Source organism: Psychrobacter immobilis, from assembly GCF_904846185.1.
GTDB classification, from domain to species: Bacteria; Pseudomonadota; Gammaproteobacteria; order Pseudomonadales; family Moraxellaceae; genus Psychrobacter; species Psychrobacter immobilis_B.
The window spans coordinates 203,286-218,328 of the sequence record NZ_CAJGZQ010000002.1; the positions used below are offsets into that span (position 1 = coordinate 203,286).

Sequence of the window (15,043 nt, forward strand, 5' to 3'; positions counted from 1 at the left end):
TAAAAAAATGGTGGTCATACATAGAGTATAACCACCACCGGAGAGTATTTTGAGAACAGAGTAACTAAAACTTAAATAGTAGGCTTAAATTTTCTACGGTAGATACTACGTATAACTGGCATGAATACCATCAAAATAGCCAACAACCATAGCACTACTGTGATAGGGCTGCTCCATAAGATACTAAGCTCGCCTTGAGAGATAGATAGGGCTCGTCTTAAATTAGACTCCATGAGCTCACCCAATACATAGCCCAAAATAAGCGCTGATAAGGGGAAGTTTAGTTTACGTAAGAAGTAACCGAAGACACCAAGTGCCACCATAAATACCAAGTCAAAAGTCGTGCTATGGATAGAATATACGCCAACGAAACTGACCGCAGCAATGGCTGGTATCAAGATGTAGTTTGGTACATCAAGCAGTTTGGCGAACAAACCTACCAAAGGGATGTTCATGATTAGCAAAATAACGTTACAGATAAATAATGAGGCAATCAGACCCCATACGATATCTGGCTGCTCAGTAAATAACTGTGGACCCGGTGTAATGTTATATAACGTCAACGCACCCATCATGACTGCTGTCGTACCAGAACCTGGCACACCTAGCGTCAACATTGGCACAAATGAGCCACAAGCTGAGGCATTATTAGCTGCTTCTGGCGATGCAACACCGCGAAGATCACCATCACCAAAGGTTCCAGTATCACCAGCGATTTTACGTTCACTAGCATAAGTCATTGCACTGGCAATCGTTGCGCCTGCACCTGGTAAGATACCAACGACAAAGCCCATTAGACCACTACGTAGCATGGCTCCAAAAGCAAAAGTAAACTCTTTAAAGTTTAATAAACTGCGCTTACCTTGTTCAATAACCTTGTGTCCAGTCGTTGTTTTTTCGAGCAAGATTAGAATTTCACTCACACTAAAGAAACCAATAACAATGGTGGTAAACTGAATACCATCAGATAGGTTGACGGAATCAAAGGTAAAGCGATAAATACCCGTAACGGCATCAACCCCAACAGTTGCTAGACCAAGACCAATTAATGCGGCAATACCCGTCTTAACTGGCTGATCACCTACCAAACCACTTAAACACGTGATAGCAAATACCATCAGTACAAAATATTCAGCAGGTCCAAATGAGATTGCCCATTTGGCTAATAATGGCGCAAATAGCACCACGCCGATTGTCGCGATAGTGGCACCGACGAAAGAGCTGATAGCAGATAAAGACAGTGCAATACCAGCCTTGCCTTGTTTTGCCAATGGATAGCCATCCAAAGTCGTCATAATGGCGCCGGCATCACCGGGTACGTTAATAAGAATGGCAGAAATACGACCACCATATTCACAACCAAGATAAACGGCTGCTAGCAAAATGAGCGCACTCTCAGGCGGCAAACCAAGGGCAAAAGCGAATGGCAGTAATATCGCTACACCATTAATCGGGCCAAGACCCGGCAACATGCCCACAATCGTACCTAAAAAAGCTCCGATTAGTGCCAGCAGTAAGTTTTTTGGGGTAGATGCAACAGCAAAGCCATGCATCAAAAAATCAAAAGTATCCATATTGGCTATCCTATTATCCCTGACAACAATCCGAGTGGTAATTTGACATCTAAAAATAGGTCAAATAAGACATATAAGCCAATACTGATTAACACTGAAAAGATAAAACTCTTGAGAGGATTACCTGCAAACAGTAAACCTACGGCGAAAGACATCAGAATAGTGGCAAGAATAAAGCCCAATACTTCAAAAATGAGACCATAGACCAATAAGGCAAGCGCACATAAAATAAGATTACGGATGATCGTTTTATTTAAACCCAATTCAATCGTTTTAGTAAAACTGGCGGGACGAAAAGCCACGACTAAGCAGCCAAAGGCAAGCAGGGAAAAGATTAAAATAGGGTAAGGACGAGGACCAATTGGGTCATAAGCAATAGGGGCAACATAACCAATGGCTAAGTATATTAAGAATATACTGACCAGTGCCATCAGCCCGGAAAACAAACGTTCCATTGTCATAAGGAGCATTCCTTGAATTTTGGGGCAAAAGGCTGACAGATAGACATCCTGCCAGCCCTTTGAGAAATACCAAAATATTTGATATTCAATTGCTAAAGGTTATTAAATCTCAACGTAACTATTTGGTTGGTGCTGCTTCAACAAGACCATATTCAGCAGATAACTCGCGTAGTTCGCCCGTACGTTTATAAACGTAGGCTTGTAGCTCATCGCCAGTCATAGAGAAAGGCAGCAATTCTTGTTGCTCACGTATTTCAGCGAATTTCGGATCAACAAGCATCTTATCGAAAGCCTCTTTCCACCAATTATAAGCACTAGGGCTTACGTCTGGACCCATGTAGTAACCACGAACGACTGGCCAGCTCACATCATAACCTTGCTCTTTCGCAGTAGGAATATCGGTCATCGTGCCGCCCAATCTTTCATCTGCAAATACCGCTAATACACGCAATTTACCTGCATTGGCTTGCGGCATAATCTCGGCAATACCAGCACTAACGACCGTAATATGATTGCCCATCACCGCTGTGATCGCCTCGCCGCCGCCTTCCATGGCAACATAGGTCATGTCACTAGGCTTGACACCGACGGCTTTGGCTAAAATGGCCGTTTGCATCCAATCTTGGCCACCAACGCTACCACCAGCACCGAAGCTGATCGCTTTTGGATCTTTTTTGAGCTCAGCAACTAAGCCGGCCAAATCTTTAATAGGAGAGTCTGCATTGACTGCGATAGCGCCATAATCAGTACCAACACCCGCGAGCCATTTCACGTCTTTTTCAGTGAACTTACCAAATTTACCTTGCGATAAATTAAGGATAGAGCCGGTAGAGAAGGCAATAATCGCATCGCCATTGTCACGATCATTGGCAACGATTTTGTTATAAGCAACAGCGCCGACGCCGCCTGGCATATAGGTGACGCGCATAGGATCTTTTAAGATACCAGTATCTCTTAAGCCAGCTTGGGCAAGCTTACAAGTCAAGTCAAAGCCGCCGCCCGGTTTGGCAGGTGCGATACATTCTGGACGTGAAGGGGCAGTGAGCTCAGTTGAGCCATCTGCGGCAGTCGCATCTGTACTGGCAGTTTCGTTTGCATTGTTACAAGCGGTCAAAGATAGGACAGACAGGCCAAGAGCCAGATAGGATAGTTTTTTCACACGACACTCCTTGTGTGTATTTTTACAGTAAAAATTCAATAGAGTTTTGGCCAAAATATAAAGTTATTACAGGTGAAGGTAGCATTCGATTAATGTGTCTCATTAACTTCATAAACGTATGCTTTTCATTGCTATGCAAAAGTAACAGAATATTTTAAAAATAACAAGAAACATATGTATGTATATATGAATTTTATAGTAATATATTAAATTGAAGGCGGCATAAGGTCTCCTGTTGTAGCAATATGCAGGATGAATAAATGATATTTATTTCTTCGAAAAAAATATTTAAATTAATTAAAACAAATAGATAAGATGATTTGTTGATGGCGAAGATTATTGAGATATCCTAAAAGTAACGTTGATATCAGTACCATTACGAGGCTATGACAACGATTTAAGAAGTTGTGCATTTAGTGAGAAAAATAGATATATTGGGATCAAAATATATCAAGCATATGTAAAAATATTAAAAAATCACGGTATATTTTGCCTATGAGAATTTAAAATATCAGCTGGATAAGTAAAATTGCGAGTATTCCAATACCAATATCTAAGGGCACTGCCTTGAATAGTAGCGCATTAAAAAGCTGGTCTTTGTTTATAACGACTTGAGAAGCGCCTAACATTAAACTACCTCCTGATGAGAAAGGCGAGAGTGATGAGCTTTGCGCGCCCACAACAATACAGGTAAATAATAATAAAGGGCTTAGTCCAGAAGCAACGGCTAGGGGTAGCACCATAGGGAATAAAGTAGGGGCGACTACCCCGAGGGTACTAGCAAATATTGACATAATGGCGCTAATAACGAAGACTAAAATCGGTATCATCCAGATAGGCACATTGGTACTTAGCCATTCTGTCAGCTCGTAAATAACGCCTATTTCTACTCCGAGGCTGATCAACATACCAACACCACAAATCATAATGAGGGTATTCCAAGGTATTAAAGCAATCACTGCTTTTTCATCGCCTAATTTTAGAAATAAGCTCACTAAAGCAAAAAATATGGCGATAAAACCAATGTCAATCCGAGCGTTCAAAAATTGAATTGCTGATACTTGTGGCATGAGTAGATTTAAAATGGGCACGATAAGTACAATAGCCATCATGATAAAAATCAGCACAAGAGACTGTTTTTGCTTACTGTCAAAGGGTTCTGGTATGGTCGTCTGAATCGCTATTTTGCTATTTTTGGCATTGATAAAGCTATAAGCACCCAATACAATCATAGGCATTATAAAAGTGACAGCGAATATCCCTAACACATAAGTAAAGGTATTATCATTTGCGACGCCTGCGCCGCGCATCAGCTCTCTAAAAATAACACCGCTTTGTGAGGTGATAAAGTTAGCACCCGCTAAGGCACCATAGTTCACCGATAAAGTAGCAATGACAAGATTCAAGTTAGTGCGTTTAGACAACAGCAGGATCATCGGTGCCATCGTCGCTAAGACCGTATAATAACCAGCCCCTAAGCCCGCAATAATCGTGGCCACAAGGAAAATGACTAAAGGTAGAAATTCGGGAAAGTGACGGCACTTATAGATTAAATGATTAGATAGCTTCTCTAAAGCACCGTTAGCTAGGGGGAAGTTATAGAAAAGCGTCACTGCAAAAATAACAAAGAAAATTTTGAGAGGCCATAGCTCAACAATTTTATGTGCCTTCATCCCCATACCGAAACAACCGATCAGATATGAAAATGCAATAGCAAATAGGCCAATATTAATCTTAGTGGTATAGCCCAAAATGATACATATCACGATGGCGGCGAGAATATAAAGAGTCACGACTACTCCTTGACCTTAACTGTATGAGTTCTATAAAAAACCATAGCAGTTTTTACAGAGTAAAGAGCATTACAATAATATCGAAAATAGCTTTTTAGACTAGACAATCTCATAAGTCTTAAAAGCGCATTTAGTTGAGTAGAATGATAGCAAAAAAGGTCACACTAACTAGATGAAATTGATCACCAATTTATAGGTCAGTTGCAGCGTTACATATAAAATTTACTTAAGGCTTAAGGTAGTATGACCAGACATATACTTCCTTGTAGAACAATAACGGCGCTTGACAAGATTGAGCCAATTAATAAAAACCTTTCCACTGTGGTGAAAAAAATGCTAAATAATTTCAAAGAGTTTAAAATGCCACGTTATGAACAAGTGCGATGGCATATACAGACGTTACTGACAGAGAGTAAGTGGGATGAAAATACACCCTTACCAACGGAGCAGGAGTTTGCAGATAAGTATGAAGTATCTGTAGGAACTGTCCGAAAAGCGGTCGAAAAATTGGTAGAAGATGGGGTGTTAATAAAGCAGCAAGGCAAAGGCACCTTCTTAAAACGTCCAGATTTTGCAAGCTCATTATTAAGGTTTTTTAAGTTTCGTGATAAAGATGCTCGCTATGTCACACCGACGGGCATAATTAAAAAAATCATGGTTATAGACGGTATTGATGACATTAATAAAAAACTAAATATAGGTAAAAACAAAGCGCTTATTTATATAGAACGTACGCGTATGGTTGAAGACAGAGTATTGTTAAGTGAAAAGATTTGGTTACCTAAGAGTCGCTTCCAAGCTTTTGCAACCTTAAATCCTGAAGATTTCGAGAATCTTCTCTATCCGTTTTACTATACAAAGTGTGGCCAGTTTGTGTCGTCTGCCGTAGAGACGCTGTATTTTATAACCGATCACAGTGATGATTATCTGGGCAACAATAAGCAAGAAAACTTAGTTAAGGTATGCCGCATTGCGAAGAATCTAGAAGGCGATCCTATCGAATATAGAGAATCATATGGACTGGCAGAAAAATTCAGTTATGAGATTAATATTATTTAGCGGTCTATCAAAGTAGTGGTCAACTCATTCAGATTATTTGAAAAGGGATTATGCAATTAATAATATGTAAAACTGATACAGTCTTTATAACAACTTTATTTAATTAGAGGAACGATGTATTACTGAATCGAATTTCGCAAGCAAGTAATGCATAGCATTAAAAAAAGCATGACGATAAGAGAAGCGGCTATCACCTGAGTACCATCACCATTCGTAGCTGGCACAGAAGTTGGCTCTCAAAAAAACTAGGGATAAACCACCAACTAAAATACCGAATGAAGCACTCTTTAAAAGACGTTGAATAATATCCTGATGATTATCTGTATGAACGGGCTAGGCGCTTTAACGGTAGTAAGACAGGTATGCACACTGCTTTAAAGCGTCTTGGAATCAGTCAAAAAAAGACCTTAGAGCATCCAAAAACTTGTCCAATAAAAAGTGCGATATATCAGAATAAGCTTGATAGCTTTACGCAGTAAGGCTTCCCCATTATTCATATGGATTAAAGTGGCTTTGAGGCTGTAAGCATAAGACCTTACGGATATGCACCTATTGGTAAAACTTGTATTGATCGCTATAACTGGCAAGCAAGAAAGCGTACTAATATTATTGGTACGCTCTATGAAAAAATGCTGTTTGCGCTTGATTACTTTGAGCAGAATATCAATAGCAATATATTTTATCACTGGTGCAAACACACGCTTATCCCAAGCCTTAAGACTAAATGCGTGATTATTATGGATAATGCTAGATTTCATAAAAGCAAATGCATTCAAAAGCTACTAAACAGAAATGGCCATCGTATTCTATGGTTGCCACCTTACAGCCCTGATTTAAATCCCATCGAGAAAAAATGGGCACAAGCAAAGTTTCTACGCCAAAGCTGGATGGAGAACGATCTGTCTAAACTGTTTCATGATATGGGCTGTACTAATTTTATTGTGGACTGACTATAGCACTAATATCAATACTTATATTTTACAGTTGACACTATATGTCTGACCGTTTGCCATGTTTACGTTCATGACACCATAGTTTGCTTTGGTATGCCAATCATAGCTCATCTAAGGGTCAGGGCTATTAACATAACGAGCACCAGAAGCTGAAACTGCTTGATTCAAGGTGAGTTTTTTATTATTTATACCCACTTTAGGCAACGTCACATTTAGATTGGCAATTTGACCATTATCCTGACAGGACATAATAGTTGTTTGATCAGTGCTAGTCATAGGTGCGTTAGTAGCACAATAGGAGCCGCAGCCATTAGTTTTTCATAATAATCCTTATAGATAAATATTAGGTTGGAAGTCAAATAATTAAAAAAAATTATGATAATGCAAACTAGAGTTTTTCTGCAAGTCATTGTTATCGTGCAATATTAAATTAGAGCTTAGGCTTGCCACTGCTTGTTATCTTGATGAAAGTACCACGTCATTATTATAGGTGCGAGTATGCTTGACCAAATACCATAAGTAATCGATAGTCCTTGCGCTACTACGGTATAGCTCAGAAAAATAATACAGGTGGCAAGTATAAGAGCCATCATATTGTGACTTGATTTGCGGCACATTAAGGCTCGAAGCAAAGTTAGTGTCACTAAAAAGCCAAATAGCATTATCATCAATAATCCCATAGCATAAGGCTGAGTGACCGTACGATTTGAAGTATTTGCCCAAGCATCGGTCACTAAATTAAGCGCGCTGCCTAACGCTGCAAGCGTAGCGAAAACAAAAAAGTGCCCATAGCCAAATAAGAATAAATCATAACGGCGACGCTCATTGTTCAAAATAGTACCAAACGGGATAGTAAAATAGAGCCACCATAAGGCGAAAACCAATGCCACAAGGCTTGAACCTAATAATATAATAGCGCTAGCAGCAGACTCGGAATTGACTAAAAAGGTTCGAATACTGTTACTGACGCCTAGCACACCCTCGCCTAAAACAATAATGCTCAACAGACCATAACGTTCAGCCATGTGATGAGGATGCCAATTGATGTTCTGTGCGGCACGCGCCCATATTGGCATCAGTAGTTCAGCAGCTATAAATAAAAATAACGCAGGCGTTTGTATCGAAGCAGGTAGAAACAACCAAAGTATCCAAACACTTTGTAGCGTTAGTAAGCCAATAATACTGCGACCAGCCACCCGTTTGTGACCTTCAACTTGCTGATAAACACGCCACCACTGGCTACAACTGGCCAATCGCATGATCGCGTAACCAGTGACTCCTATCCATGTTAGTCCTTGTTCGAAAAACTGATTGATGTTGGCGGCGATCATTAATGAGCCAAACATTTGCAGCAATACTGAGAGACGATAGTACCAATCATCAGGATCGTAGCCGGAAGCAAACCATGTAAAGCTCGTCCAAGCATTCCATAAAATAAAGAAGGCGATGATAAAGGTCAAAAACCCTAAAAAGTCATGCTCAAGCAAACGATGATGTAGCCCGCTTGCTGCTGCTGAAACGGCAATGACATAGACTAAATCAAATAATAACTCAAGCGTTGTTGAGGGTCGATTTGGTTCATTGGAATCGCGGGCGCTTATTGTATTAATGGTAGGTATAGTGATCATTTAAGCTTGTCCGTTAAGTGTTGAGCCGTAAGTGCTTATCAAAAGTTATCCCAGTACGGATTATCACCAAAACGCTCAGCAATAAAGTCAATCAAATAACGACAACGCTGCGATAAAAATCGATTTTTAGGATAGACCGCATAAGCATTTAAAGTGGGCAATTGATACTGCTGGAGGATAGGCACAAGCTCACCGCTGATTAAGGCTTGATACGTAATAAAAGTTGGCAGAAAAGCAATGCCATGACCTTTGACTGCCATCTCCCGCAAAAAGTCCCCATTATTGGCTTTTATTTTACCGTTTACGGTGACTTGATGCTTCTTACCTTGCTCATCTATCAATTCTATCGCGCTAGATTTGCTCATACCATATTGTACAAACTCATGTTCTGTCAGATCGTCAAAAGTCTTTGGCGTACCCATTCTCTCTAAATATTCAGGACTGGCGCATAACGCATAACGAATCAGTGCCAGACGTTTGGCCTGATAACTGGAATCTTGCAACTCTCTAATACGAATCGCTAATTCAAACCCTTCCTCAATCAAATCAGTATGCCGATCAGAAAAATCTAGCTCAAACTTTAACTCAGGATGCTGATTGGCGTATTCATCGATGACATCGTTTAAATGCATTAAACTAAAGGACAGTGGTGCAGTCATCTTTAATGTCCCTTCGATACGCGTCGGAGTACCACTCGTCTCTTCATTCAGCGCATCTACTTCACTGAGTATATGGTACACCTTTTGATAATACTGCTCACCGGCTTGGGTTAAGTTTGATTGACGCGTGGTTCGGCTAATCAGTTGACTGCCCAAGCGTGTCTCTAACTCCTTTAAACGCCGGCTTACCGCAGATTTTGCGATGTTTAGTTGTTCTGCGGCTTTGGTAATACTGCCTGCTTCGACAACACGCACAAACATTGCCATATCTTCTAATTGTCCCATGTGAACCACCTCTTAATTGTTCTTTAAATAAGAACTTACATTTGTAATTATCACGGTTTATCTAGTTATAAGCAACGAATACAATAGTCCTGTCACATAATCAAATAAAATTTAAAAAACATTCTATTACTGGAGAAAACCCATGGATAAACTACAAGAGCTTAGCGCCCCAATTGGTCGCCTATTTTTATCAATGATTTTTATCTTTTCAGGCTTTACTAAAATTACCGGCTACGCGGCCACTCAAGGTTATATGGAATCAATGGGTGTGCCTGGGATGTTATTGCCACTGGTTATCGCGGTTGAACTTTTCGGCGGCCTTGCTATTCTCTTTGGTTTCAAAGCGCGTTTTGTTGCTATTTTACTGGTTGGATTCAATATTATATCAGCGCTGCTTTTCCATCAATTCTGGATAGATGAATCACAGATGAATCCTTTCATGAAAAACATTGCGATGGCGGGTGGTTTCTTAATGATATTTGCTCATGGGGCAGGTGCTTATTCAATTGATAACAGTAATCATCGCAGAATATAGTAGAGTAAATGGCTTAGAAAATATCGTCTTATCATCATAATCAAGGAGCCGCTATGAGCGCATCCATAAACATCGCCTCAATTATTGGCAGATTGCGAAAAGAATCTATCAATCGTAAATTTGCAGAATATATGGTGTCGCAGATGCCTGAAAGCGTGTCTATAAAAGAAGTCTATATCGCAGACTTACCGCTTTATAATCAAGATTATGATGATACGACTATCGATAGCTATGAGCGTGTGCGTCAGCAGCTGAAAGGCGCTGATGCCGTATTAATTGTCACGCCAGAGCATAACCGCACTATGCCTGCCGCCTTGCAAAATGTCGTAGATATCGCCTCACGTCCTTATAAAGAAAGTGTTTGGACCCATAAAAAAGTTGCGGTAGTGACGGCCTCGCCAGGCAGCTTTGGCGGTATCAATAGTGGCCTCGATGTCGGAAAAAGCATGCAAATGCTCTCGGCACAAATGATGATTGATCCTGAAATTCATTTAAGCCGTGCAACGGACAGCTTAAATGAAGATGGCAGTGTTAGCCCGCGCACACAGAAATTCTTACAGCGCTTTGTGACTGATTTTGTGGATTTTGCAGGGAATACCAGTGCCTAAAGCTGTCGCTGATAACAACACTCTAGATCGTAAGACACCAAGCTTTTGGCAACGCTATCAAGCGCCTATCCTATTAACGATAGTTGGTGGGGCGATTGATACGATTGGCTTCATCACTTTATTTGGCTTTTTTACCGCTCATGTCACGGGTAACTTAGTACTGGCTGGTAGCGGTTTGGTTAAAGGTGAAGATGGCTTGTGGATCAAGCTAGCATCGGTACCGCTTTTTATAATAACGGTGGTTATTACCAAAATATACATTGATAAAAGTCGGAGGCAAAAATTAGTACTCAGTCATTTATTTTTGGCAGAAGCACTATTTTTGACCACCTTTATGATAGCAGGATTGTCCTTTCAACCTTTCACTGAGGCTGGAGATATAACCGTCGCCATTACTGGTGGTCTAGGTTTAACAGCACTTGCTATTCGTAATACGGCTAGTAAAACAGTCATCAAACACATGAGTCCAACGGTATTAATGACGGGTAATACGACGCAATTAGGTATTGGACTGTCAGATTATATTGCCAACCGTAGCGCTGATAATGCCAAAAAATTGGGGCATAGCGCGGCATTGGTTATCAGCTTTGTGATTGGCGCGCTACTTGGGGCGGTGCTGTACGTCAACCTCAGTTATTGGGCAGTCGGTTTGTTTGTCATCCCTGTGCTGTACTTATCGCTACTAGCCCGTAATTCAGAGTTCTTACAGCATATTAGCTAATAAAAGTTTTACCTACATTGAGTAATGTCATTAATCGTAAAAAGCCATGATGATTTATCATGGCTTTTTTTATGCATATTGTCTTAGGCTTTCGCACCATGAAACACCGAATTGGCTTGGTATTCTGGATGCTTATCAATGTAAGACTTCACATAAGGACAAGTTGGCTTTACGCGCAGTTTTCTAGCGGCTGCACAATCTAAGATAACCTTAACTAAGTAGCCTGCAATACCACGACCACTAAGCGAATCAGGCACAAATGTGTGCTTATATTCAATACCTTCTTCACCTGTGGATGTGGTAAAAAACTCATAGTCTTCAAAGGCAATTTGATCATCAATATGAATCTCAAATCGATTTTGGCTTTTATTGTCGATCACATCGTAATGCGTTGTATGCTGATTTGACATTGTTATTCTCTCTTTATCATTAATATTTTTTGCACCTGTTTATTGGTACTGACGGGTAACGCGAATGATGGCGTGACTATTATATTACGTTAATTCTAAGCACTTATTGTTCTATAAATAAGAATAGTCATTTGCAATAAGCACTGTTTATCTATATATGGTCAACAATTATAATAGGACCATAGCTTAAACAAGCCAATTAAAAATAAAGGATAACTTATGAAAACGATCTATCATGCAGCAGATTCTCGTGGCGATGCTAACCATGGCTGGCTCAAAAGTAAGCATACTTTTAGCTTTGCCAATTATCATAATCCAGAGCGTATGGGTTTTGGCGCGCTACGGGTCATCAATGATGACTTTGTTATTGGTGGTCAAGGTTTCGGCAAGCACTCACACCGCGACATGGAAATTATCAGTATTCCTCTAAGTGGGAAGTTAGCTCATGGCGATAATATCGGTAACCAAGGCATCATCGAAACGGGTGAGATTCAGGTTATGTCAGCGGGCACAGGTATTACTCATAGCGAGATGAATGGCGATGCCAATGAGCCTGTCAAGTTTTTACAAATTTGGGTGATACCCGACAAAATGGGCGTGACGCCGCGTTATCAGCAAGTGCGTATGGATGAGCACATGAAAGCTAATGAGTTCAACCAAGTGCTATCTCCAAACGCGGACGACGCTGGGGTTTGGATTCATCAAAACGCTTGGTTCCATATGGGTAATTTAGACAAAGGCGTTACCCAGACTTATGATTTAAAAGATGTCAATAACGTTGTTTATGTCTTGGTACTAGAGGGTAAAGTGACTATCAACGGTAACATTTTAGCTACTCGCGATGGTTTAGGCGTTTGGGATACTAAAAGCTTCACGATGGATGCGACCGAAAACGCTAGAGTATTGTTAATGGAAGTACCTATGTATTAGGTAACTAATTATTCAGTACCTATTTATTGAATAATCTTGTATTAAACATTTATACAGTCAACAGCAGTATCAATCCATACAAAACCTAGTAGTAATTTATCAGTAAGCATTCAATAATCTATAACCATCTATAATAAGAGGTGAATGATGAGTATTCAAACCCTAGAGCCAAGGTTGGCTGATGTTGGCGGTATTCCGATTGCCCGTTTATTACCCAATAAAGGAAAACAGCCTATCGGTGCGTGGTGCTTTTTGGATCACGCTGGTCCTGCTGACTTTGGTGAAGACGATTTAGGCATGCAAGTGGGTCGTCATCCACATATCAACTTACAAACCTTTAGCTGGATGCTTAATGGCGAAGTACTGCACAAGGACAGCTTAGGTAACGAGCAAGTGATTACCAAGAACCAGGTCAACGTCATGACCGCAGGCACTGGTCTAAACCAAGGTATCAGTCATACGGAACAAAGCGTCTTTCCAGATACAGGAGGTTCGTCGGATGCGGCGCGTGCCCTCAGCATGGTACAGCTCTGGATTGCGCTACCGACTGATCAAGAGATTGAGCGCGGTTTTCATCATTATCCAGAGCTACCAACGTGGACGGAAGATAGTGTTGAGATGACTCTGACCACCGGTAGCTATACCAATGTGTCAGGTCAGCACTTTGAAGCGCCTACTATCCAATACTCCAAGCTGGTCGGTATCGACGTGTACTTTACCCAAGATGGCGAGGCTACACTGACTTTAGAACTAGGCTTTGAATACGGCATCTTAGTCTCAGAGGGTGAGATAGAATCTGAAGGAAAGGTATGTAAGCAGGATCAACTCTTTCGTTTCCACGATAGCGATGTTGCTAATAATGAAAGCATTAAAATAGCGGCTAAAAAAGGCACACGTGTGATGTTTATCGGTGGTGAACCATTGAATAACCAGGTGCTACTATGGTGGAACTTTGTTGCGGACAATAAAGCAGAGATCGAGCAATCCATCATCGACTGGAATAATGGTCATGAGCGTTTCGGTAATGTCGACTCTGATATGAAACGTTTGCCAGCACCTGAATTACCTCAAGGTTTTAAAGGTTAAAGGTTGGTTAACATTTAGCTTTATAACTTAGTTCTTAATCACGTAAACTCATAAATAATCACTGGAGAAAATAATGTCAAACCTAAAAACATTACAGCAATTGGCAGAAAAACGTCGCTCTATCTATGCATTGAGTAATCAATTGCCAGTATCAAATGACGAAATCGTTAATTTGGTTGAGCATGCGGTTTTGCATACGCCATCCGCTTTTAACTCACAATCGACGCGTATCGTGGTGTTATTCGGTGAAGATCATAAAAAATTATGGGACATCACTGAAGAGACACTCAAAGTGATTGTTGGCGATGACGAGAAGTTCCAAGGTACTAAAGATAAAATTGCAGGCTTTAGAGCGGGTGCGGGTACAGTATTGTTCTTCGAGGACAAAGGCGTCGTGAGAAACATGCAAGAAGCAGCACCTTTATATGCGGATAAATTCCCAATCTGGGCACATCAAACCAGCGCGATGCACCAGTATATTATTTGGACGGCATTGGCAAGCATTGATGTCGGCGCTAATTTGCAGCATTATAATCCTGTCATCGATCAGAGAGTTGCTGATGCTTGGGACATAGCTGAAGATTGGGAATTGAATGCGCAAATGGTGTTCGGCGCTATTGAGCAGCCAGCAGGCGACAAAGCGTTTCAGCCTTTAGACAAGCGTATGAAAGTATTCGGCTAATAATTTTTAGCGTTAAAGACCGTATAACCAATGAAACTGCTATGAAAATATCGTAGCGGTTTCATTGGTTTTTTTATAATCATAAACTGGGATAATATGATTTTATAGCAGACTATAACTAATGTAGTAAATCCTACTAGCCCAGTTGTTTAAGATATGCCTATAGAAGAATTCAAGATCATCGAGCGCTTTAATCGGATGCTTCGGAATTTAAAAAGCGTCGGATTAAGGGTTATCTTGAATACTAGCGTTTATAAATATGTTTAAGAGCCAATTACTGTCAGCAGTCATTAAGTTATCTTTATTAGATGAGGTGCTAAGCGCTAATGGCTATAGTAGAGTTCAGATAAAACCGATACAATACATAAAAACTAATCAACTATTCAGATAAACCATGACTTATTCAATCGACTATCGTAAACAAGTGCTGTCTAGCATCGATAATGGTCTGACTGTTAGAGAAGCTGCTGCTTTTTACGCGCTTAGCACCAGTACTGTTA

At 40.5% G+C, this 15,043-nt stretch carries 16 protein-coding genes; 8 read left to right on the forward strand and 8 right to left on the reverse strand.

All coding sequences use genetic code 11. The features are described from left to right. Positions 1–71: 71 nt before the first annotated feature. The 4 genes from JMW94_RS01815 to JMW94_RS01830 all read right to left on the reverse strand — a co-directional run bounded on the left by JMW94_RS01815 (position 72) and on the right by JMW94_RS01830 (position 4,987). Positions 72–1,574, reverse strand: coding sequence for a tripartite tricarboxylate transporter permease (locus JMW94_RS01815; RefSeq protein ID WP_201600245.1), 1,503 nt, complete (start codon positions 1,572–1,574; stop codon positions 72–74). 5 nt (positions 1,575–1,579) lie between these two features. Further along, the gene (locus tag JMW94_RS01820) at positions 1,580–2,035 is read right to left on the reverse strand and encodes a tripartite tricarboxylate transporter TctB family protein (protein ID WP_201600248.1); all 456 of its coding nucleotides are present in this window, start codon (positions 2,033–2,035) and stop codon (positions 1,580–1,582) included. A 118-nt stretch (positions 2,036–2,153) separates the two neighbouring features. After that, entirely contained in the window at positions 2,154–3,194 is a 1,041-nt protein-coding gene (locus tag JMW94_RS01825) for a Bug family tripartite tricarboxylate transporter substrate binding protein (protein WP_201600251.1), read from the reverse strand. 503 nt (positions 3,195–3,697) lie between these two features. Next, positions 3,698–4,987, reverse strand: a complete 1,290-nt coding sequence (locus JMW94_RS01830; RefSeq protein ID WP_201600254.1) for an SLC13 family permease — start codon at positions 4,985–4,987, stop codon at positions 3,698–3,700. A 333-nt stretch (positions 4,988–5,320) separates the two neighbouring features. On the opposite strand from JMW94_RS01830, the gene JMW94_RS01835 reads away from it, so the two are divergent. Together JMW94_RS01835 and JMW94_RS15080 are read left to right on the forward strand one after the other, a co-directional pair. Further along, positions 5,321–6,046, forward strand: a complete 726-nt coding sequence (locus JMW94_RS01835) for a GntR family transcriptional regulator (RefSeq protein ID WP_201600361.1) — start codon at positions 5,321–5,323, stop codon at positions 6,044–6,046. A gap of 566 nt (positions 6,047–6,612) precedes the next feature. Beyond that, the gene (locus tag JMW94_RS15080; protein ID WP_367119192.1) at positions 6,613–6,996 is read left to right on the forward strand and encodes a transposase; all 384 of its coding nucleotides are present in this window, start codon (positions 6,613–6,615) and stop codon (positions 6,994–6,996) included. A 114-nt stretch (positions 6,997–7,110) separates the two neighbouring features. Here JMW94_RS15080 and JMW94_RS01845 read toward each other — a convergent pair whose 3' ends face one another. The 3 genes from JMW94_RS01845 to JMW94_RS01855 all read right to left on the reverse strand — a co-directional run bounded on the left by JMW94_RS01845 (position 7,111) and on the right by JMW94_RS01855 (position 9,571). Then, positions 7,111–7,275, reverse strand: coding sequence for an MliC family protein (locus JMW94_RS01845; protein ID WP_201600270.1), 165 nt, complete (start codon positions 7,273–7,275; stop codon positions 7,111–7,113). A 161-nt stretch (positions 7,276–7,436) separates the two neighbouring features. Then, positions 7,437–8,627, reverse strand: a complete 1,191-nt coding sequence (locus JMW94_RS01850; protein ID WP_201600273.1) for a low temperature requirement protein A — start codon at positions 8,625–8,627, stop codon at positions 7,437–7,439. A 38-nt stretch (positions 8,628–8,665) separates the two neighbouring features. Next, entirely contained in the window at positions 8,666–9,571 is a 906-nt protein-coding gene (locus JMW94_RS01855; RefSeq protein ID WP_201600276.1) for a LysR family transcriptional regulator, read from the reverse strand. A gap of 142 nt (positions 9,572–9,713) precedes the next feature. Between JMW94_RS01855 and JMW94_RS01860 the strand changes: the two genes are divergently transcribed. The 3 genes from JMW94_RS01860 to JMW94_RS01870 are packed head-to-tail and all read left to right on the forward strand — an operon-like array spanning position 9,714 to position 11,435. Next, positions 9,714–10,106 (forward strand): DoxX family protein, encoded by a 393-nt coding sequence (locus JMW94_RS01860; protein ID WP_201581714.1) that lies wholly within the window; start codon positions 9,714–9,716, stop codon positions 10,104–10,106. Positions 10,107–10,159: 53 nt separating this feature from the next. Beyond that, positions 10,160–10,714 carry an NADPH-dependent FMN reductase gene (locus JMW94_RS01865; protein WP_201600279.1) on the forward strand — a complete coding sequence of 185 codons (555 nt, stop codon included), beginning with the start codon at positions 10,160–10,162 and terminating at the stop codon, positions 10,712–10,714. Continuing rightward, the gene (locus tag JMW94_RS01870) at positions 10,707–11,435 is read left to right on the forward strand and encodes a YoaK family protein (RefSeq protein ID WP_201600282.1); all 729 of its coding nucleotides are present in this window, start codon (positions 10,707–10,709) and stop codon (positions 11,433–11,435) included. The genes JMW94_RS01865 and JMW94_RS01870 overlap by 8 nt, the downstream gene beginning before the upstream one ends. Before the next feature lie 83 nt (positions 11,436–11,518). Here the strand turns inward: JMW94_RS01870 and JMW94_RS01875 are convergent, their stop codons facing one another. Next, positions 11,519–11,845 carry a GNAT family N-acetyltransferase gene (locus tag JMW94_RS01875; RefSeq protein WP_201581711.1) on the reverse strand — a complete coding sequence of 109 codons (327 nt, stop codon included), beginning with the start codon at positions 11,843–11,845 and terminating at the stop codon, positions 11,519–11,521. 219 nt (positions 11,846–12,064) lie between these two features. Between JMW94_RS01875 and JMW94_RS01880 the strand changes: the two genes are divergently transcribed. From JMW94_RS01880 to JMW94_RS01890, 3 genes are all read left to right on the forward strand, one after another. Next, positions 12,065–12,775, forward strand: a complete 711-nt coding sequence (locus JMW94_RS01880; protein WP_201600285.1) for a pirin family protein — start codon at positions 12,065–12,067, stop codon at positions 12,773–12,775. 147 nt (positions 12,776–12,922) lie between these two features. Beyond that, positions 12,923–13,861 carry a pirin family protein gene (locus JMW94_RS01885; protein WP_201600288.1) on the forward strand — a complete coding sequence of 313 codons (939 nt, stop codon included), beginning with the start codon at positions 12,923–12,925 and terminating at the stop codon, positions 13,859–13,861. A 73-nt stretch (positions 13,862–13,934) separates the two neighbouring features. Further along, on the forward strand, positions 13,935–14,543 hold the full coding sequence (locus JMW94_RS01890) for a nitroreductase family protein (RefSeq protein ID WP_201600301.1): 609 nt from the start codon (positions 13,935–13,937) through the stop codon (positions 14,541–14,543). Positions 14,544–15,043 lie beyond the last annotated feature (500 nt).

Bases quoted from the DNA above. Each gene is read 5' to 3' on its own strand.
- JMW94_RS01880 (WP_201600285.1), top strand. From the start codon at position 12,065: ATGAAAACGATCTATCATGCAGCAGATTCTCGTGGCGATGCTAACCAT.
- JMW94_RS01860 (WP_201581714.1), top strand. From the start codon at position 9,714: ATGGATAAACTACAAGAGCTTAGCGCCCCAATTGGTCGCCTATTTTTA.
- JMW94_RS01875 (WP_201581711.1), bottom strand. From the start codon at position 11,845: ATGTCAAATCAGCATACAACGCATTACGATGTGATCGACAATAAAAGC.
- JMW94_RS01820 (WP_201600248.1), bottom strand. From the start codon at position 2,035: ATGACAATGGAACGTTTGTTTTCCGGGCTGATGGCACTGGTCAGTATA.
- JMW94_RS01855 (WP_201600276.1), bottom strand. From the start codon at position 9,571: ATGGGACAATTAGAAGATATGGCAATGTTTGTGCGTGTTGTCGAAGCA.
- JMW94_RS01890 (WP_201600301.1), top strand. From the start codon at position 13,935: ATGTCAAACCTAAAAACATTACAGCAATTGGCAGAAAAACGTCGCTCT.
- JMW94_RS01885 (WP_201600288.1), top strand. From the start codon at position 12,923: ATGAGTATTCAAACCCTAGAGCCAAGGTTGGCTGATGTTGGCGGTATT.
- JMW94_RS01835 (WP_201600361.1), top strand. From the start codon at position 5,321: ATGCTAAATAATTTCAAAGAGTTTAAAATGCCACGTTATGAACAAGTG.
- JMW94_RS01865 (WP_201600279.1), top strand. From the start codon at position 10,160: ATGAGCGCATCCATAAACATCGCCTCAATTATTGGCAGATTGCGAAAA.
- JMW94_RS01815 (WP_201600245.1), bottom strand. From the start codon at position 1,574: ATGGATACTTTTGATTTTTTGATGCATGGCTTTGCTGTTGCATCTACC.
- JMW94_RS01845 (WP_201600270.1), bottom strand. From the start codon at position 7,275: ATGACTAGCACTGATCAAACAACTATTATGTCCTGTCAGGATAATGGT.
- JMW94_RS01850 (WP_201600273.1), bottom strand. From the start codon at position 8,627: ATGATCACTATACCTACCATTAATACAATAAGCGCCCGCGATTCCAAT.